General features: G+C 68.7%; 14 protein-coding genes. 7 read left to right on the forward strand and 7 right to left on the reverse strand.

The genetic code is table 11. The features are described 5' to 3' along the window. Nucleotides 1-31 precede the first annotated feature (31 nt). The 4 genes from ITJ43_RS08405 (at nucleotide 32) to ITJ43_RS08420 (ending at nucleotide 3058) form a co-directional block, all read left to right on the forward strand. Complete coding sequence (locus ITJ43_RS08405) at nucleotides 32-349, forward strand: hypothetical protein (RefSeq protein WP_194583391.1); 318 nt, start codon at nucleotides 32-34, stop codon at nucleotides 347-349. Then, nucleotides 346-1998 carry a hypothetical protein gene (locus tag ITJ43_RS08410; protein ID WP_194583392.1) on the forward strand — a complete coding sequence of 551 codons (1653 nt, stop codon included), beginning with the start codon at nucleotides 346-348 and terminating at the stop codon, nucleotides 1996-1998. Before ITJ43_RS08405 ends, ITJ43_RS08410 begins: the two co-directional genes overlap by 4 nt. A 98-nt stretch (nucleotides 1999-2096) precedes the next feature. Further along, complete coding sequence (locus ITJ43_RS08415) at nucleotides 2097-2438, forward strand: hypothetical protein (protein WP_194583393.1); 342 nt, start codon at nucleotides 2097-2099, stop codon at nucleotides 2436-2438. After that, nucleotides 2438-3058, forward strand: coding sequence for a hypothetical protein (locus tag ITJ43_RS08420; protein ID WP_194583394.1), 621 nt, complete (start codon nucleotides 2438-2440; stop codon nucleotides 3056-3058). Before ITJ43_RS08415 ends, ITJ43_RS08420 begins: the two co-directional genes overlap by 1 nt. Before the next feature lie 63 nt (nucleotides 3059-3121). On the opposite strand, the gene ITJ43_RS08425 is transcribed toward ITJ43_RS08420, so the two are convergent. Next, nucleotides 3122-6913: a glycoside hydrolase gene (locus tag ITJ43_RS08425; RefSeq protein WP_194583395.1), complete on the reverse strand. Its 3792-nt coding sequence runs from the start codon at nucleotides 6911-6913 to the stop codon at nucleotides 3122-3124. A 103-nt stretch (nucleotides 6914-7016) separates the two neighbouring features. Then, the gene (locus tag ITJ43_RS08430) at nucleotides 7017-8117 is read right to left on the reverse strand and encodes a glycerate kinase (protein WP_194583396.1); all 1101 of its coding nucleotides are present in this window, start codon (nucleotides 8115-8117) and stop codon (nucleotides 7017-7019) included. Between the two features lie 41 nt (nucleotides 8118-8158). Between ITJ43_RS08430 and galE the strand changes: the two genes are divergently transcribed. Next, entirely contained in the window at nucleotides 8159-9136 is a 978-nt protein-coding gene (gene galE, locus ITJ43_RS08435) for a UDP-glucose 4-epimerase GalE (RefSeq protein ID WP_194583397.1), read from the forward strand. A gap of 71 nt (nucleotides 9137-9207) precedes the next feature. Here the strand turns inward: galE and ITJ43_RS08440 are convergent, their stop codons facing one another. From ITJ43_RS08440 to ITJ43_RS08460, 5 genes are all read right to left on the reverse strand, one after another. Then, a complete protein-coding gene (locus ITJ43_RS08440; protein ID WP_194583398.1) occupies nucleotides 9208-10716 on the reverse strand; it encodes an alpha-N-arabinofuranosidase in 1509 nt (502 codons plus the stop codon). Nucleotides 10717-10757: 41 nt separating this feature from the next. Next, nucleotides 10758-12539: a glycoside hydrolase family 35 protein gene (locus tag ITJ43_RS08445; RefSeq protein ID WP_194583399.1), complete on the reverse strand. Its 1782-nt coding sequence runs from the start codon at nucleotides 12537-12539 to the stop codon at nucleotides 10758-10760. 84 nt (nucleotides 12540-12623) lie between these two features. Beyond that, nucleotides 12624-13970 carry an ABC transporter substrate-binding protein gene (locus ITJ43_RS08450; protein ID WP_194583400.1) on the reverse strand — a complete coding sequence of 449 codons (1347 nt, stop codon included), beginning with the start codon at nucleotides 13968-13970 and terminating at the stop codon, nucleotides 12624-12626. Nucleotides 13971-14040: 70 nt separating this feature from the next. Continuing rightward, nucleotides 14041-14928, reverse strand: coding sequence for a carbohydrate ABC transporter permease (locus tag ITJ43_RS08455; protein WP_228495689.1), 888 nt, complete (start codon nucleotides 14926-14928; stop codon nucleotides 14041-14043). A 32-nt stretch (nucleotides 14929-14960) separates the two neighbouring features. After that, the gene (locus ITJ43_RS08460) at nucleotides 14961-15875 is read right to left on the reverse strand and encodes a carbohydrate ABC transporter permease (RefSeq protein WP_194583402.1); all 915 of its coding nucleotides are present in this window, start codon (nucleotides 15873-15875) and stop codon (nucleotides 14961-14963) included. 119 nt (nucleotides 15876-15994) lie between these two features. Between ITJ43_RS08460 and ITJ43_RS08465 the strand changes: the two genes are divergently transcribed. Both ITJ43_RS08465 and ITJ43_RS08470 read left to right on the forward strand, forming a co-directional pair. After that, complete coding sequence (locus ITJ43_RS08465) at nucleotides 15995-17050, forward strand: LacI family DNA-binding transcriptional regulator (RefSeq protein WP_194583403.1); 1056 nt, start codon at nucleotides 15995-15997, stop codon at nucleotides 17048-17050. Beyond that, nucleotides 17047-19203, forward strand: a complete 2157-nt coding sequence (locus tag ITJ43_RS08470; RefSeq protein ID WP_194583404.1) for an alpha-galactosidase — start codon at nucleotides 17047-17049, stop codon at nucleotides 19201-19203. The genes ITJ43_RS08465 and ITJ43_RS08470 overlap by 4 nt, the downstream gene beginning before the upstream one ends. Nucleotides 19204-19215: the final 12 nt, after the last annotated feature.

The raw sequence follows: 19215 nt of genomic DNA on the forward strand, positions 1-19215 counted from the left end.
GGGTTCTCGGGAGCCCACGAAGGAGGCGACCGTGAGTGATATCAAGCTGGACTTCGAAACGCTGCACTCCAGCCGTACCCGCGTCAACACTGCGATCTCACTGTTCCAGGGGGCGGGCAAGGTGGGCGATGACATCGCCGACCTCACCGGCGAGCCCCGCCTTGCCGGCAAGGTCCGTGACTTCGCCGGCAACTGGGATGCCCAACGCGCAGCGCTGGAAGAGCAACTGACTTTCGTCCGAGACTCGCTCGATGCGATCGTCGACGTCATGACCGACCTCGACGTCAGCCTCGCCGACTCGCTGTCGCAGGGCATGGTGGATGCCGTCATTCCGGAGAGCCCGCAGTGAGCGCCCTCGAAGCCGACTTCGCCGACGTGTTCGCCGGCCAGCCCGACGCGCTCGGCACGCGCGCCGATGAGCTGCGTACGTCGGCCAACGCGATCGTGCAGGCCACCGAGGCCCTGAACGCTCTCGTCGAAGGGCAGGCGAGCAAGGCGATCGATGCGGTCACCACGGTCGCCGCGAAGACGAAGGCCACGCTCGAGAAGGCCGAGACGCGGTATACGGGGACAGCAAGTGCGCTGCACACGTTCGCCGTCGAGCTTGCTCCCATCCAGGCGACGGCGCGCACCGCCCTCCAGAACGCCGACTACTACGAGACCCGCTCGTACCGCACCGAATCCGACATCAACGACAACCAGATCGCGATCACCCGCGCCGAGGCCGAGGGTCTTCCCACCGACGATCTCTGGGACGAGTACCGGCGGTTGAACAACTCGCTCGGCTCCGCTCGCCAGAGCGTGCAGGATGCCCAGCAGACGCTGCAGCGTGCCCGCGACGACATCCGAACTGCCGCCGATCGCGCGATTTCAGCGATCGAGACGGCAACCGCCGAAGGCGCCGATTCATTCGCGGACGACTGGAATCAGTTCTGGGGCGGCGTCGGCGACCTCTTCGCGTCGATTGCGCAGTGGGCACAGGAGGTGTTCACGAGCCTCGCCTCTGCGCTCATCGACATCATCGCGACGATAGTGACGGCGCTACTCGTCACACTGCTGCTGGTGGTGGCACTCGTGGCCGCGATCGCACTGCTCGCCGTCCTCGTCCTCGCGCCGGAGTTGCTGATACCCCTGCTCCTCGCCATCGCTGGCGTGGTGGTGCTCATCGTCGCGTCGATCATCGCGGTGCGTGTGGCGAGCGATGTCGGCAAGGAAACACCCACGGTAAAGCCGTACGAACCGCGCCACGACGCCGGCTCGACAGAGGGCGTGAAAGATGTGTTCGGCGAGGCGGCCTTCGTCGACAACGAGGGTGGCGCCGACAACACGGTCGTGAAGATCGAGAAGATCGTCGCCGCCGACGGGTCGGTGTCATGGCGGATCGTCTTGCCCAGCACGCAGGACTGGCAGGCGCTGGCATCGACGATGTCCGGCGAGGACTTCGAGCTCTTCAAGGCGATGAAGGACTCGGGCGCCGTGAACGACGTCGACAGCAACATGGCGCTCGTGCTCTTTCCGAGCCTGCGCACCCAGTACGAACGGGCTGTCATCGACGCGATGCAACAGGCCGGAATCAAGGGCGGCCCCGACGGCGACCCCGTCATGCTGGTGGGCTTCAGCCAGGGCGGCATCCTTGCGGGTCATCTGGCGGCGTATCGATCCGACAGCTACAACTTCGCCGCCATCGTCGTCTGCGGCGCTCCGATCGACAACATGCCGATCCCGGATTCCACCCGGGTCATCTCGGTGCAGCACGAGGGCGACCCGGTGCCGTCGCTCGATTTCTTGACCGCTCCGCCCGACCGCGAAAATTGGACGACGATCACCGATACGGCGCCCGGCGACCCGTCCGACGTCAGCCAGATCCACAACGCACGCCAGTACGGCATCACACTGGACGATCACCTCGGGGAGGTGAAGGATGTCGATGATCTCGATCGCTTCTTCGACGGACCGGGAAGCTACACCGAAACGGAGTACTACACGTGGCACGAATGACGCGAAGCCGACGCACGGGTCTGACGACGATCGCCGTGACGATGGCGCTGCTCTGCGTCGCCTGCGCACCGTCGACGAAAGGTTCAGAGGAGGAACACGTGGCTGACGTCGTCGCCGCCGTCAAGGCGGCAGATCCTCGGGTGGTCACCGCCTCCGCGGAGAAGAGCACCAGCGGAATGGCGTCGGGATGGGTCGTCGACGTGGTTCTGTCGGGCACCGGTGGGGTGAGCGCAGACGAACTGGGCCAGCTGCTTCTTGCCGCCCGCCACGCCGGGGACCGCGACCCCGCGCACGTCGATCTGTTCGCGAAGGACGAGAAGGGGTCTTCTCTCGATCTCGCTGCGGCCGCCGACGAGCTCGGTGTGCGGTACACCAGCGTCGGCGCCGGCATCGGTGTGATGCGAAGCGCCATCGACGAGACGCTCGGCGCCCGAGAGTGATGCAGGTTCACATCCCGGCGCCGCCGCTGCGCTTCCGGCTGGTCGGTTCGTGGCGCCCCGTGCTGCTGAACGAGCTCGACAGCGCCACGCTGATCTCCGAGTTCGTGGCATCCGTGGTCGGAAAGCGCGACATCGATGCGACCGTGCGGGCGCGGATGCGTCACGACCTGACCGACGCGATCGCCGCGGCGCGATCGCGTGATGCCCAGGCGATGTTCATCGCCACCGAGATCATGCCCGGCCTTCCGATGCCGGTCACCCTCACTGTCTACTCACCGCCCGACATGCGCATGAGCCCCGCCGTGGGAACCTCGCCCGCAGCGGTGATGACCGCGCTGCGAGCCTCGTTCGAACACATCGACATGGCTCACCTCGATACCGCACGCCCGTCCGCGATCGCGGGGTCGGAGATCGTGCGTCTTCACCACGTGGACGACCACGACCTGCCCGAGCAGGAGGGGCTGCATACGCGCACTCTGACCGCCGACTACTGGTACACGGTGCCGCAGTCCAAACAGCTCGTCATCGCGACGTTCTCCACTCCCCTGGGCGACATCCCGAACGTGATGTTGGACTACTTCGACGCACTCGTCGCCGCATCGTACTGGGATCATCTCTGACACCACCCGCGCGCACCACGGCGGCCCCGTCCCCCACACGAGGGTCCGGGGCCGCTTCGTGCTCTAGCGCCGTGCGGGGCGCCGGCGAGCAACCAGCGCGCCACCCGCAACGAGCAGCAGCGTCGCGATCGCGAGCGCGATACCGAACGGCATCGTCGCGCCCGTCGAGGCGAGAGCGTTGGGCGCAGCCGCCACGGTCACGGCATACCACCCGATGACCGCACCGGAGGCGTCGGTCACCGCGAGACGGTGCGCTCCCGCCGGGGCGTCGAGCGGCACGGTCACCGGGATCGTGCCCGCGGCGCTGACCGTCCCCGTTCCCAGCGCCCGCGGGGTGGAGAACAGCCACGCACCAACCTGCTGTCCAGCGCGGCTGGTACCGACCTGAACCGAGACCGTGCTGCCCGCGGCGATCGACGCGGGCCCCGAGATGCGTCCTTCCAGCTCTGCGGTGAGCGCTGCCTCGGTCGGCGCCGAGGGCGCGCCTCCGGTGGAAGGAAGTGATGCCGACGGCGACGGCGACGGGGTGGACGAGCCGGCATTGAGCGTCACGGCGACCGTGTAGACCTTCTGCGCACCCGACGGTGCGGTGACGGTCACGGTGGCGGTGCCCGCGGCATCCGCGGGCTGGACGATCGTCACGGTCGCGTTCTCGTCGACCGCCACGGCGCTCACGACGGGCCAGGACGCACCCGGAACCGAGACGACGTACGAGGTGGCGTCTGCGGAGAAACCCGGCACCGAGGTCGAGCCGACGCTGAGGCGCGCGAGGTCGGCCACCGCCGACGGCGAGGCCGACGGTGCGTAGATCTCGACCTCCGAAACGATGAGGTGCGTGTTCGGGTAGGCGTTCATCACGACGCGGATCTGGTCGACCGCGCCGCCGCCCACGGGGACGTCCACCACCGGGTCGCCCGTTGCCGGCGTGCCAGGGGTGATCGTGTCGCCGATGATCCACTGACCGTTGCCGAGACGTCGGTCCACATGCATCGTCTGGGCCCACGACGTGCCGCCGTCGCGCTGGAAGTACACCTTCACGTGAGAGACCGCCGAGGGCGCAGCGAGGGTGTAGGTGAGCGTGTCGGACGCGTTGAGGGTGCCGCCGCGCCAGTTCGACCAGCCCTTGTCGGTGGTGACCCCGTTGATCGTCCGGGTAGCCGGATACCCGCTCTCGGTATAGGTCGCCGACGGCGTGCTGGCGGGCGCGATGTTCGACTCGCTCACCGGTGTGACGATGACCGTCAGCACCGCGGGCAGCGTGCCGCCACCGGGAACGGCCGCCGTCCCGGCGACCTGGATCATGCCCGGCGACGCGAGCGCGCCATCGGTGACACCGTCCCACGACCAGGTGACGGGGGCGGATGCCGTGGCTCCCCCGACCCGCACCTCGAGCGGCACCGTCTGAGGAGCCGACGACGACAGCGTGGCCACGGACACACCCGTATAAGTGGTCATCGACACGGGCACCGCGGACGTGTACGTCCCCACCTCGACGTGGGCGGTGACGGTGACGGCATTGCCGAACGGGTCGGTGCCGCTGCCGTGCACATCGGTGGTGCCGGGCGTCCAGTCCTGGCCACTCAGGTCCCACGTGACCGCCGCAGAGCGGGTGATGCCGCCCGCGTACTGCACCTGAACGGTGTCGGGGAGCGCGGGCGCGACACCGACGGCGGTGGTCAGCGCGATGTCGGCGACGCTCTGCAGCTGGGTGGAGGCGAGCGTCCAGCTCTGGTTGCCACCGTTGTTGGAGCTCCAGAGGCCGACCGACGTTCCGTCGGAGGTTCCGGAGCCGTTGACGTCGAGCACGCGGGTGGTCGCGACGTTGAGGAACGAGAACGTGCGCCCGTCCATCGTGTTCGGCGTCCACTGCGCGGCGGGGTCTGCCGCCAGCTCTTCCGCGTCCAGGGCGGACACCGTAAGCGACGTGCCCGACGACGTCAGGTAGCGACCGTCACCCGAGCGGAGAAGCACGCGCTGCCGGTCCGTGCCCTCACCCGAAAGCGAGGTGGCCGTCCAGACCTGGGCGGACGCGGCATCCGTCGTGGTGGCTGCGCTGCGGATCGAGAGCGCCGAGCCCTGAAGCGTGAGCGCCTTTCCGCTCTGGGCGCCCATCAGCTGGAACGTCGCACCGTCCGCAACGTGCGGGGCGGCGCTGGCGACGCCGGAGACGCCCGACACGACGAAGGTGGTCACCGACTTCGCGGGCACCGTCAGGGTGGCGGTGCGCGTGACCGGGTCGACGGCGACGGCGGTGCCGGGCACGAGGGCGTTCTTCTCGACGGCGTCGGCGGGAGATTGGGTCGTGACGATCGGGGTGACGCTCGCGCCGGCCGCGATCTCACCGAAGTTCGAGAGGTCGAGGCGCACCGTGCGCGCCGTCGTGTCGGTGTTGACGTGCACGAGGTTCATCCCCTCGCCGGATGCCGTGACGGCGGCCGTGGTCTGCTCGTTGTTCGTCGGCACCAGGTGATCGCCCGGACGGATGTAGTGCGTGAAGTTGCGGACCGTGTTGTACTTCGCGTTGGTCAGCGCCTTGCACGAGGGGTCGGCGTCGCCATCGGCGAGGCGGCGCACCGAGTTGCCGTCGGCGTTGCAGTCGAAGTCGATGAGGACGCTTCCCCAGTTGAGCTTCTCGACCTTCTGCATGTTGTAGAGGTCTTCGACCGGCTGCCAGAACACCCAGGCGCGCGGCTCGAGCTCACGGAGGTCGTCGATCATGTGGCCGGCCATTCCGAGGCCGTTGTCGATGTTGGTCTGGTTGAAACCGGAGTTCGAGGTGTCCCAGTCGCCTTCGACCTCGCTCATCCACAGCGGCTTGTCGGCGGTCTTCGCGATGTCGCGCACCATCGTGCGGTTCGAGGTGCCGTATGTGTGCACGTTGAGCTGGGCGACGGCATCCTTCGACGGCTGCGACCACCCGTTCCAGTCGGTCACGAAGGTCGACGGGTTGGTCTCGTCCATCGCGGAGATCGGGACCTTCGTCGTGGTACCGGGGGCGGCGAGGCGGGCGGCGAGCGCCTGGATCATCTGGTCCTGACGCTGCGGTCCGATGTGCGCACCCTCCTGACGGCTGGCCGAGGTGGGCCACGTCGCACCCTGCGGGATCGTCGTCCCCCAGTAGTTCGTGTTCGGCTCGTTGAACGGGTCGAGCGAGTCGAAAGTGATGCCGTAGGTCTGCTCGAGGTGCTCGACGACCTTCACGAGGTAGCCGGCGAACTTGTCCATGTCGGCGGGGGCGAGCTGCTCCGCCGTGGCGTTGTTGACGCCTCCGGAGACGTAACCGCTCTGCGTGAGGAAGTACGGCGGGGAGTTGCTGAACGCTTCCCACTTCGTGATCTTGTCCTTGAGCGCCTCGATCCACCAGCGCTGGGTCGCATCGGCGTTCCAGTCGAAAGCGTTCGGGTCATCGGGGTTCCACGCGGCGGCGTAGCGCGCACGGTCGGCGTAGGTCGAGGTGATCGGACCCGAGCCGTCGCTCTTGCCGAGGTCGGGATTCCACCACCCCTCCACGGCGCCGCCGGGGCGCAGGTACGACGGCACGTCGGTCGCATTGCCGCCGCCGATGTTGTACCGCGCGATGTTGAGGTTGAGGCCGTCCTCGCCGAAGACCTTGTCGAGGAGGTCTTTGCGAACGTTCTCGGGGTAGCCGCCGGTCGCGTTGGCGAACCAGACGAGACTCGTGCCCCACCCCTCGAAGGGTGCGGACGCGTACGCGGGGTTGGGGGTGATCGTCACCGCTGCGGAGGGCGTGGGCGCTGCGGCGGCGGCAGGCTCCGACGTGGCAAGTGGCGCGACGACACCGGTCACACCGAGGGCGGCAACGGCGGCGAGCGCGATCAGACCGAGGGACTTCATCGTGGGGGTATTCCTCTCTGTATCGCGTCATCGCGATCCGGGGAGCGTGCCATGTTGACGTTAACATGGTGATACCAAGCCTAGGGGAACCGAGATGTTGACGTCAACACTCGCGCCGACGACGACGGCTCGCGAGTTCAGCGCCCGCGTGCTCCAGCCACCGCGCGGGATCGGCGAGAGCCGCCGCCGCAGAGCCCGCCAGCGCGGTGAGCGAGACCACGGCGTCGAAAAGGCCGAGGTCGACATCGGCGGCGATCTGCCCCGCGACCAGCGCGACCGGCACACCCGCCTGCGCCGCCGTGGCCGCCACGGCAGCGGGCGCTTTCCCTTCCGCGGACTGAGCGTCGAACGTGCCCTCCCCTGTCACGACCAGATCGGCCGCTGCCACGGCGTCGTCGAGGTGGACGAGTCTGGCGACCTCGGCGGCCCCGGCAACGAGCATCGCTCCCCACGCCCGTAGCGCGAAGCCGGTTCCTCCCGCCGCCCCCGCCCCCGGTGTCATCGGATCGAGGGAGACGAACGAGGCGAGGTGAGCAAGCCCGGCCTCCGCGCGGGCGACGTCGTCGACCCCCTTCTGCGCTCCGAAAGCCGCCGCCGCGCCGCGCGGACCGAGCAGCGGGTTCGTCACATCGGAGAGAACCGTCACGCCCGCCGGCGGGGGAAGGCGCAACGATCCGGCTTCGGTCCGGGCGATCGCCAGGAGTACACGCGCCCCGTCCGACACCGCCGCGCCGCGCACGTCCAGAAACCGTGCGCCCAGTGCGGAGAGCATCCCGACACCGCCGTCGGTCGACGCGCTCGAACCGATGCCGAGCACGAGATGCTCGACCCCGTGATCGAGCGCCGCGGCGATCGCCTCACCGAACCCGCGGGTCGATGCGTCCCACGGTCGCAGGCGGCCGGCGAGCAGCTCGATGCCGCTGGTCGCCGCCAGCTCGACGACACCGGTTCCGTCCGGAAGGAGTAGCCACGCGGTCTCGACCGGCGCACCGGCGGGACCGGTGACGGCCACCGGCATCCGCCGGGCATCTGCGACGGATGCCGCGAAGGCGTCCAGGGTGCCCTCTCCCCCGTCGGCCATCGGGCACAGCACCACGTCATCGCGCGGATGCACCGACAGCCACCCGCGGCGCAGGGCCGCCGACGCCGCGGCGGCACCGATCGAGCCCTTGAAACTGTCGGGGGCGACGACGACGCGACTCATGGCGGCGATGCTACGCGTCGGCGATCGGGCAGGATGGAGACATGACGTGGCTTGTGACTGGCGGAGCGGGATACATCGGAGCGCACGTGGTGCGCGCACTGCAGGCGGCGGGCATCGCCCCGATCGTCGTCGACGACCTCTCCAGCGGTCACGCCTCGTTCGTGCCCGGCTCCGTGCCGTTCATCGAGGGCACGATCCTGCACCGCGGCCTGCTCGCCGACACGATGCGCGCCCACGCGGTCACCGGCGTCATCCACGTCGCCGGCTTCAAATACGCCGGCGTCTCCGTGCAGCGTCCGCTACACACCTACGAGCAGAACGTCGAAGGCACGCGCGTCGTGCTGGAGGCGATGGCGGATGCCGACGTCCACAACATCGTGTTCTCGTCGTCGGCCGCGGTCTACGGAACGCCCGACGTCCCGCTCGTGACCGAAGACCTGCCCAAGCGCCCGGCGTCGCCCTACGGCGAGTCGAAGCTCATCGGCGAGTGGCTGCTGCGCGATCAGGCGATCGCGACGGCATCCGCTGCGCAGCCCCTGCGCCACACGTCGCTGCGCTACTTCAACGTCGTGGGCTCCGCCGATCCGTCGGTGTACGACACCAGCCCGCACAACCTGTTCCCGATCGTGTTCGAGAAGCTGATCGCCGGCGAGACGCCCCAGATCAACGGCGACGACTACGACACCCCCGACGGCACGAACGTCCGCGACTACGTGCACGTGGGCGACATCGCCGCCGCGCACGTCGTCGCCGCACAGCGGCTGGAATCGGGTGAGAGCGTCGAGGCCGCCTACAACCTCGGGTCGCAGAACGGCCTGAGCGTGCGCGAGATCATGGATGCCATGGCGCGGGTGACCGGCATCGATTTCACACCCAAGATCGGGCCGCGACGCCCCGGAGACCCCGACCGCATCGTCGCCACAGGAGAGCTGGCCGCCCGCGACCTCGACTGGGCCAACCGCTACACCGTCGACGAGATGGTGCGTACGGGCTGGGAGGCCCGCCGCGCCGCGCACTGACGCCCTGACCGCGCGCGGCGTTTCTCTTCGCTGCGCTCGCGAAGCGCCGAGTCGAGACGCGGCTTCGGGTGTCAGTCGGCGAGGCGGATGACCGCCCACGCCACCGGCGGCAGCGACAGGTGCAGCACGTCGCCCTCCCGCGTGACCGACAGCGCCTGCGGCGCCACCCGCTCCGGCTCGGCGAGGGTGTTCGCTGCCCGGTAGTCGGCGTCGGTCACGATCCACGCCTCGGCAACGGCGACGGATGCCGCACCCAGCGCCGACAGGTCGATCTGCACCTCTGCCGTCTCGGCCACCGAACGGTTCGCGAGGAACACGCTCGTGCCGGTCTCGTCCGTCGTGGCGACCGCGTTGACCGCGGACACGTCGCCGAACCGGGCGCTCTGTACCCGCGGAGCACCCTCGATCTCGAGCGTGCGCGCCGTACCGCGGCCCAGCCGGGAGGTGAGCGAGAAGGGGAAGAAGGTGGTCTGACGCCACGCCGGACCGCCCGGCTCGGTCATGATCGGTGCGATCACGTTGACGAGCTGCGCGAGCGAAGCCGACCGCACGCGGTCGGAGTGCTGCAGCAGGGTGATGAGCAGATCGCCGACCACGACGGCATCCATGACGTTGTACTGGTCCTCCAGCAGGCGCGGGGCCACCGGCCAGCCGTCGTCGACGAGATCGCCCGCCTTCGTGCCGTCGTCGGCGAACTGGTACCAGACGTTCCACTCGTCGAAGGAGAGCATGATGCGCTTGTCGGAGCCGCGCTCGGCGGCGACCTCATCGACCGCCGCGACGACCTCGCGGACGAACAGGTCGGTGTCGACCGCCGAGACGAGGAACTCCTGCGCCTCGCCGCCCCGCTCCTGGTAGTAGGCGTGGCACGAGATGAAGTCGACATCGTCGAAGGTGTGCCGGAGCACTTCGCGCTCCCATGAGCCGAAGGTCGGCATGTCGCGTCCCGACGAGCCGCACGCGACGAGCTCGATGGTCGGATCGAGCATGCGCATCGCCTTGGCGGCACGCGAGGCGAGCTTGCCGTAGTCCTCGGCGTTTCGGTGCCCGAGCTGCCACGGGCCGTCCATCTCGTTGCCGAGGCACCACATGCGCACACCGAAGGGCGTCGGGCGGCCGTTGGCAGCACGCTCGCGGGTCCACGCCGTGTCGGCGTCGACGTTGGCGTACTCCAGCAGATCGAGAGCCTCGGCGACATCCCGCGTCCCCAGGTTCACCGCGAGCATCAGGTCGCTGCCGACTTTCTCGAGCCAGTGCGAGAACTCGTGGAGGCCGACCTGGTTGGTCTCCGTCGACCGCCAGGCCAGGTCGAGCCGGCGCGGCCGGCTCTCGCGCGGGCCAATGCCGTCTTCCCACCGGTACCCGGAGACGAAATTGCCACCGGGGTAGCGGATGGTGGTCACGCCGAGCTCCTGCACGAGCGCGATCACGTCGGTACGGAAGCCCTCTTCGTCGGCGCTCGGGTGCGCCGACTCATGGATGCCGTCATAGATGTGGCGTCCGAGATGCTCGACGAAGCCGCCGTACACCCGCGGATCGATCTCGCCGACGACACCGGACACACGCACTCGTGCGGTCATGATTTCTCTCTCTTCCTTCGACGCGCGCTCGTCGGCGTCACTCACCACTCGACGGGGCCGAGCAACAGGCGGTCGCTGAACTCCAGCTGCTCCGCGCCTGTCGGTTCCAGATCGAGCACGGTGATCACGTTATGGCCGGCGCGCGTGAGCGGTGCCGGCACGAACAGGGAGTGCTGCGGTCCCGTCTGCCAGAACCGTCCGAGGCACACGTCGTCGATCCACACGAGCCCGGTACCGAGCGCGGTGAGATCGAGCACCAGATCGCGCGGGGCGTCGAGGACGACCTCGGCGCGCAGCACGGCGGCTCCGGTCACCGTTTCCCCGACCGGCGTCACGGCGGCGGCACGGGCGGGCAGGTGCTCCCAGGGCACGACGACAACGTGCCAGGACGCCGGCTCGCGGCCGGCCACGGTCACCGGGCCGATGAGCCCCTTGTGCTCTCCGATGCGCGGCCCATAGTTCACGCGGCCCTGGTCTTCGACGAGGATGCGCAGCACGCCGGTGCCGCGCGGCAGCACCAGCGTGCGCTCACGACGGTCGCGCGACAGCGTGCCGACGGGCACACCGTCCAGGCTCACCCAGGCGCGGTCGCGCACCTCGCCGATGGCCAGCACGACGGGGGTGTCGCCCACATCGAGACGGGTCTCGTAACGCAGGAATCCGCGGGAGACGCTCAGTTCATCCATCGTCGGCGCGTGGTCGACGCGGTGCTCCGGTGCGTCCTCGAGCAGCGCATCGAGTGCGCTGACCAGCTGCAGCGGTACCGGGGCGGGCGCCGCCGCCAGGGGGGGCAAGAGATCGGCATCCGTGATGTCGGGCACCGGGGCGAAGCGCGAGATGACCTCGCGGAACGCCCAGAACTTGTCGGTGGGCCGGCCCGCTTCGTCCAGCGGTGCGTCGTAGTCGTAGCTGGTGATGGTCGGCTCGAACACACCCTTGTCGTTGGCGCCGTTGGTCAGGCCGAAGTTGGTGCCACCGTGGAACATGTAGATGTTCACCGAGGCGCCTGCGGCGAGCAGGGCCTCGAGCGAGGCGACGGATGCCGCGGTCGACGAGGTCCGGTGGAACGAGCCCCAGTAGTCGAACCAGCCGCACCAGAACTCGGAGCACATGAGCGGCCCGGTCGGTTGGTGGGTGCGCAGCACGCGGAGACGCTCGTCGACGTTGCCGCCGAACGATCCGGTGCGGTGAAGCTCGGGCAGGCTGCCGCGCGAGAGCATCTCGTCGGTGGGCTGGTCGACGCTGGTCAACGGGACCGTGACGCCGGCGGCGAGATACGTGTCGCGCAGAGCGCGCAGATAGTCCTCACGCTCGCCGGCCGTGAACTCGCCGTACGCGCCGTACTCGTTCTCGACCTGCATCAGGATGACCGGGCCGCCGCGGTCGATCTGACGGGGAACGACGATCTCGAGAACGCGATCGAGAAAGCCGGTGACCGGGGCGAGGAAGCGGGGATCGGCCGAACGCACGCCGATGTCGCCGTGACGGAACAGCCACGCGGGCAGGCCGCCACCGTCCCATTCGGCGCAGATGTACGGCCCCGGACGCACGATCGCATACAGTCCTTCGGCGGCGACGAGGTCGAGGAAGCGGGCGAGGTCGAGGGGACCGTCTGCGAGGAAGACTCCTGGCTCGGGCTCGTGCTCGTTCCACGGCACGTACGTCTCGATGGTGTTCAGGCCCATGAGGCGGGCCGCGCGGATGCGGTCGACCCACTGGTCGGGGTGCACCCGGAAGTAGTGCAGGGCGCCGCTGATCACGCGGAACGGCTCGTCGTCGAGCAGGAAGTCGCTCTCACCGATGCGGAAGGTTCCGGTAGCCATGGGTGCCTCTCAATCGCTGTCTTTCACAGCCGCGGCGGTGGGGTGATGTGAACCACCCCACCGCCGCGGGTCGTGCAAATGGGCTTACTTGTTGACGCTGAAGCCCTGGTCGGTGCCGTAGGACACGTTCTTGTCCTGCCAGGCCTTCAGACCGTCGGCGATAGGCGTCTTGTTCAGGTACGCCTTGCCCACGGTGTCGGCGTAGATGCTGTTGGCAAACGACTGCCACGGCAGGTACTGCCATCCGGTGCCCACCGACTTCGTGGCGTCGACGAGAACCTCGTTGATCTTCTGTCCGCCGAAGTAGTCGGAGGTCTTGTTCAGGAAGTCCGGGGACTCGAGGTCCTTGGTCGTCGCGGGGAAGCCGCCCGACTTCAGGAACACGTCGATCGAGTCCTGCGAGTTGTTGAGCCACTTGAGGAAGCCGGCCGCGAGCGCCTGGTTCTTCGAGCCCTTCATGACCACCTCGGACGACCCGCCGTTCTCGGCCGTGGCCGGGGTGCCGTCGTAGGTCGGCATGGGGGCAACGGCCCACTTGCCCTTGCCCGCGGGCACGTTGGCCTCGAGCACGCCCGGCATCCAGGCACCGATGGGCAGCGAGGCGATCGTGCCGTCACCGAGAGCCTGGAACCACTCGTCGCTCCAGCCGGCGATGTTGCCGACGGCGCCCGTGGCGAGCAGCTTGTCCCAGACGCCGGTCCACTTCTTCGCACCCGCGTCGTTCAGGTCGATCGTGACGTTCTCACCATCGGTCTTGAACGGGCGGCCACCGGCCTGCCAGATCATCGAGGTGCCGAAGCCGGCGTCGGTGCCCTGGTCGTTGGTGATGTACTTCGTCGGGTCGGCGGCGTGCAGCTTCTGACCCGCGGCGACGTACTCGTCCCACGTCTTGGGAACGGCGATGCCGAACTGATCGAAGACCTCCTTGTTGTAGAACAGGGCCATGGGGCCCGAGTCCTGCGGGAGACCCCAGACGCCGCCGCTCTGCGACACGGCGCCCCAGGTGGAGGCGGTGTAGTCGCCCTTGAGGTCGCCGAAACCGTAGGCGGTCAGGTCCAAGAGCGACCCGGCCAGCTGGAACTGCGGAAGCGACTGGTACTCGATCTGCACGACATCAGGGATGCCGGAGCCGGCCGAAATGGCGTTCTGCAGCTTCGTGTTGTTGTCGTTGGCCCCACCCGTGTTGACGAGGTTGACCTTGACGTTCGGGTACGCCTTCTCGAACGCGGCGACCTGGTCCTTGGCCGAGGGGGTCCACGACCAGTACGTGATCTCGCCGCCGGCCTTGAGGGCGTCGTCGATGGAGGAGGCGCTGCCGCCGGCGTTGGTGCCGCCGCCGTTGCCGCCGGCGCAGGCGGCGAGGCCGCTGCCGATCAGGAGCGCCGTAGCTCCGATGGCGACCACGCGCGCGATCTTCTTGGTGCTTGTCATGCTGTGTCCTTCCGCTTCTTCGTCGGATATCGGGTGGGGTGTGGTGCTTCGTCGGGCAGTGACACCCCTGTCACTGCTTGACGCTTCCTGCGCTCAGACCTGACTGCCAGTAACGCTGGAGCAGGAGGAAGGCGATGACGATCGGGACGATCGTGAGGAGAGACCCGGTGATCACCAGGTTGAAGATGGGCTGCGAGCTCACACCGACCGCCTGCAGGTTCCACTGCTGCAGACCGATGGTCAGCGGGAACAGGTTGGGATCGTTGAGCATGATCAGCGGCAGGAAGTAGTTGTTCCACGTCGCCACGATCGCGAACAGCGCCACCGTGACCACCCCGGGCGCGAGCAGCCGGAGCGAGATCGTGAAGAACGTACGCAGCTCGCCCGATCCGTCCACACGGGCTGCTTCGAGCAGCTCGGTGGGCACGGAGTCGACCGCGTAGACCCACACCAGATACAGGCCGAAGGGCGAGATGAGCGACGGGATGATGATCGCCCACATCGTGTTGGTCAGCCCGATCTGGCTGAACATGAGGAAGGTCGGCACCGCGAGGGCCGTGCCGGGGACGGCGATCGCGCCGAGGATCACGGCGAACACGGCGCGCTTGCCGGGGAAGTTGTACTTCGCCAGCCCGTAACCGGCGAGGGTGGCCAGCAGGGTGGCGCCACCGGCGCCGACGACGACGTAGAGGAGGGTGTTGAAGAACCAACGAACGAAGATGCCGTCGTTGTAGGTCAGCACCTGGCCGATGTTGTCGAACAGCGCGAAGGGACCCGAGAACCAGAGCCCGAACGAGCCGATCAGCGACTGCTGGGTTTTGGTCGAGCTGATCACGAGCCACAGCAGCGGCAGGAACGAGTAGACCAGGAACAGCGCCATGATGATCGTCAGCAGGGGCGACTTGCGCGGTCCCCGCTCGCCGAACTCGGAGGTGCGTCGGCGGGGGCGCCCGGTCATGGTGCCGGTGCGGTCGAAGGGCAGGCCGGCCATCAGCGGTTCTCCTTACGGGTGCCGCGCAGCTGGACGACGTACGCGATGATGGCCGTGATGACGCCCATGATGATCGCGATGGTGGCGGCGTAGTTGACCTGCTGGCCGATGAAGCTCAGGTTGTAGGCGTACATGTTCGGGGTGAAGTACGTCGTCAAGAGGTTCGGGACCAGCGTCTTGAGGATGTTGGGTTCGTTGAAGAGCTGGAAGCTGCCGATGATCGAGAAGATCGTCGCGATCACCAGTGCTCCGCGCAGGGCGGGCAGCTTGATGGCCCGGATGATGCGGAACTGGCCTGCACCGTCGAGGGCCGCGGCCTCGTAGAGGTCTTCGGGGATGGTGCGCAGTGCCGAGTAGAAGATCAGCATGTTGTAGCCGATGAACTCCCACGTGATGATGTTGCCGATCGCGAGGAGGATCCACTGCTGGGTGAACGGGGTGACCAGGTCGAAGCCCACCAGCTGGTTGATGTTGCCGGCAAGGCCCAGACGGTCGGAGTACATGAAGCCCCACATGAGCACGGCGACGACGCCGGGCACCGCATACGGCAGGAAGATGCCGATGCGGAAGATCGAGCTGCCCGCGAGGCGGCGGGAGTCGAGCGCCAGCGCCGCCAGCAGCGCGAGCAGCAGCATGATGGGCACCTGGATGATGAGCACCAGGAAGACGTTGCCGAAGCCGGCCCAGAACTGGCCGTCGGAGAACGCCTGCACGTAGTTGTCGATTCCGACGAACGAGGTGCCGCCGATCAGCTTCGTGCGAAAGACGCTGAGGTAGATCGAGTACGCGAGGGGCGCGAGAAACGTCAGCGCGAACACGACGAGGAACGGCAGCACGAACCAGAATCCCGCCCACTGGCGGTCGGTCCGGTGCGCCCGGCGTCGAGCCGGAGCGGTAACGGTGAGTGCGGACATCTTCGTCTGGCCTTCTGTCGGACGGTGCCATGTTTACGTCAACATGGCGAGGTCGAGAGTAGCATGTTGACGTCAACATGTGTCAAGACTTCCCGGTCGACGCTCGAGGAGAAACGCCGATGAACAGCTCCGCAGAGCGTGCGCGCAACGTCTCGCTACACGACGTCGCCCGCCATGCGGGTGTCTCCGGACAGACGGTCTCGCGGGTCGCGAACAACTCCGACCGCGTGGCCGAGCCGACCCGCAGCCGCGTGCTCGAAGCCATGAGCGCGCTCGGCTACCGGCCCAACGTCGCCGCCCGCGCACTGCGCCGCGGAACCTTCGGCGCGATCGGCGTCGTGGTGTTCAGCCTCGACTCCCTCGGCAACGTCGGCACCATCGGCGGCATCCTCGCGGACGCCGCCGCGCGCGGCTACGCCATCGAACTCATCCAGGCCCAACCCGCCCTCACCGCCGGCGACGCGGTCGCCTCGGCGGTCTCACGGCTCGATCAAGACGCGGTCGACGGCATCATCGTCGTGATCGAGTCGCACGTGATGTCCTCGGCGTCGGTGAGCTTCCCCCCGGGGATGCCGAGTGTGCTCATCCAGTCGGGCGCCGGCGACGATCGGCCGTCGGTGACGGCCGATCAAGACACCGGCAGCCGTGAAGCCGTCGCGCACCTGCTCGCCCTCGGCCACGAGACCGTGTGGCACATCGCCGGCCCCCCGGAGTCGAAGGCGGCGGAGCTTCGCCGCCTCGCCTGGCGGTCGTCTCTGGAGGCGGCCGGGTGCGCCGTACCCGAGGTGCATGTCGGCGACTGGACAGCCGAGTCCGGCTATCGCATCGGGCGCCGACTGGCGGGCATCCCCGAGCTGACCGCACTGTTCGCGGCGAACGATCAGATGGCGCTCGGCGCGATGCGTGCGTTCCACGAGAGCGGGCGGACGGTGCCCGACGACATCAGCGTCGTCGGGTTCGACGACATGGCCGAGGCGGCCTTCTTCTGGCCGCCTCTGACGACCGTGCATCAGGATTTCGGCACCGCAGGCTCGCTCGCCGTGTCGCTCGTGATCGACCAGATCGAAGGGCGCGCCGTCGCCGGCGGCGTGCATCCCGTGCCCACCTCGCTGATCGTGCGCGGCTCCACCGCTTCGCGTGCACATGCCGCACCTCCGAAGGAATCACGCCCGTGACGACGCCCTCCGTGCAGATCCCCGCCCACGCGCACCTCCAAGCCGGCGGCACGAGCGTCGTGCTCGATCTGCAGAGCGCCGACCAGCCGATCATCGTCCACTGGGGCGAGGCGCTCGGTCCGATCGGCGACGACGAGCTGGCCGGCATCGCCCGGGCCGCCCGGCCGCAGCGCGTCTCGGGTGGACTCGACGAGACGGCGCGCCTGACGGTGCTGCCGCAGGAGTCGGGCGGCTGGCTGACGACGCCGGGCCTGGAGGGCGACCGCGACGGTGCCGACTTCTCCTCCCGCCTCGCACTGACCACGGCCACCCTGTCGAGCACGGATGCCGAGTTCGTGCTGAGTGACGCCGCGGCCGGCCTCGAGGTGCAGGTGAGCCTCACCCTCGGCGTGAGCGGACTGCTGCACCAGCGCCTGCGGCTGGTCAACCGCGGCGACGCCCCCTATCGCGTCGGCGCGCTGAGCGCGGGCTTTCCCGTACCGCCGACCGCGACCGAGCTGCTGACGACCACCGGGCATCACCTGCGCGAACGGGCTCCCCAGCGCCACGCCTTCACCGTCGGAGGGCATGTGCGAGAGAGCCGACGCGGGCGTCCGGGAGCCGATGCGACGCTGGTGTTCGTCGCCGGTACCGCAGGCTTCGGCTTCGAACGCGGACTGGTGCACGGTGTGCACCTCGCCTGGTCGGGAGATCACCGCCTGATCGCCGAGCGAACGCCCACCGGAGACGCGGTGCTGCGCGCGGGCGAGCTGCTGCGTGCCGGCGAGATCGTCCTGGCTCCCGGTGAGGAGTACGAGACCCCTGACGCGGTGGGCTCGTGGGGCGACGGCCTCGACGCGTTCGCCGCACGCTTTCACGAAGAACTGCGCGCGCGGCCGACGCATCCCTCGCGACCCCGCCCGGTGACCGTCAACACGTGGGAGGCGGTCTACTTCCGTCACGACCTGGAGACACTTCGCCGCCTCGCCGATCGCGCGGCGCGCGTCGGCGTCGAACGGTTCGTGCTCGACGACGGTTGGTTCCAGGGCCGTCGCGACGACACTGCCGGGCTCGGCGATTGGTGGGTGGATGCCGAGGTCTGGCCCAGCGGCCTCAGCCCGCTCATCGACCACGTCCGGGGCCTCGGAATGGAGTTCGGCCTGTGGGTCGAGCCCGAGATGGTCAACCCCGACAGCGAGCTCGCGCGGCGCCATCCCGACTGGCTCCTGCGGGCGCGCGACGACCTGCCTCCGTCAGGACGGCAACAGCAGGTGCTGGATCTGTCGCACCCCGACGCCTACGCGTATATCGCGGGGCGGCTGCACGCGCTGCTGGACGAGTACCCGATCGCGTACCTGAAGTGGGATCACAATCGCGACCTCGTCGAGCCGGGGAGCGGCCCGCACGGCCGCCCGCGCGGGCACGAGAACGTCCGCGCGCTCTACCGGCTGCTCGACGAGCTCGGCGAGCGTCACCCCGGACTGGAGATCGAGTCGTGCGCATCGGGCGGAGCCCGGGTGGATCTCGGCATCCTGCAACGCACCCACCGCATCTGGACGAGCGACTGCCTCGACCCCGTCGAGCGGCTCGACATCCAGCGCTACACCGGCCTGGTGGTCCCGCCCGAACTCATGGGTGCGCACCTGACCAGCCCCGTCGTGCACTCCACCGGACGCACGGTCTCCCTGGCGTTCAGCGCGCTGACCGCCCTCTTCGGCCACCTCGGCATCGAATGGGACCTGACCGCCGAAGACGACGAGACGCTCGATGCCATCGCGCAATGGGTGGCGCTGTATCGCACCCACCGCGGCCTCATCGCAACGGGCCGGCGGGTGCACGCCGACCTGGCGGATGCCGCGCTCGATCTGCGCGGTGTCGTGGCCCGGGGCGGTGGTGAGGCGCTCTACGTGCACACCCAGGTCCGCACGAGCACCGCACACCCACCGGCGACGATCACGCTGCCGGGCCTGGACGCCGGCCGGCGCTACCGGATCTCGATCACGGTTCCCGTGGGAGCGGGTGGATACCTCGGGCAGTCGCCACTCGCGTGGGAGTCCGAACCGATCGTGCTCAGCGGCCGGACGGCGGCCACGGTCGGGCTCCGTCCGCCCGTGCTGCTGCCGCACGCTGCGGCACTGATCCACGCGATCGCGGTCGACTCGCCTGCGGGCTGAGCGGCGAACCGA

The sequence above is a fragment of the Microbacterium sp. VKM Ac-2870 genome (assembly GCF_015350795.1).
In the GTDB taxonomy this organism is placed as follows: Bacteria; Actinomycetota; Actinomycetes; order Actinomycetales; family Microbacteriaceae; genus Microbacterium.

What these genes read in the sequence shown, in the direction of transcription:
- ITJ43_RS08420 (WP_194583394.1), top strand. Translation starts at nt 2,438, where the DNA reads ATGCAGGTTCACATCCCGGCGCCGCCGCTGCGCTTCCGGCTGGTCGGT.
- ITJ43_RS08425 (WP_194583395.1), bottom strand. Translation starts at nt 6,913, where the DNA reads ATGAAGTCCCTCGGTCTGATCGCGCTCGCCGCCGTTGCCGCCCTCGGT.
- ITJ43_RS08430 (WP_194583396.1), bottom strand. Translation starts at nt 8,117, where the DNA reads ATGAGTCGCGTCGTCGTCGCCCCCGACAGTTTCAAGGGCTCGATCGGT.
- galE (WP_194583397.1), top strand. Translation starts at nt 8,159, where the DNA reads ATGACGTGGCTTGTGACTGGCGGAGCGGGATACATCGGAGCGCACGTG.
- ITJ43_RS08440 (WP_194583398.1), bottom strand. Translation starts at nt 10,716, where the DNA reads ATGACCGCACGAGTGCGTGTGTCCGGTGTCGTCGGCGAGATCGATCCG.
- ITJ43_RS08445 (WP_194583399.1), bottom strand. Translation starts at nt 12,539, where the DNA reads ATGGCTACCGGAACCTTCCGCATCGGTGAGAGCGACTTCCTGCTCGAC.
- ITJ43_RS08450 (WP_194583400.1), bottom strand. Translation starts at nt 13,970, where the DNA reads ATGACAAGCACCAAGAAGATCGCGCGCGTGGTCGCCATCGGAGCTACG.
- ITJ43_RS08455 (WP_228495689.1), bottom strand. Translation starts at nt 14,928, where the DNA reads ATGACCGGGCGCCCCCGCCGACGCACCTCCGAGTTCGGCGAGCGGGGA.
- ITJ43_RS08460 (WP_194583402.1), bottom strand. Translation starts at nt 15,875, where the DNA reads ATGTCCGCACTCACCGTTACCGCTCCGGCTCGACGCCGGGCGCACCGG.
- ITJ43_RS08465 (WP_194583403.1), top strand. Translation starts at nt 15,995, where the DNA reads ATGAACAGCTCCGCAGAGCGTGCGCGCAACGTCTCGCTACACGACGTC.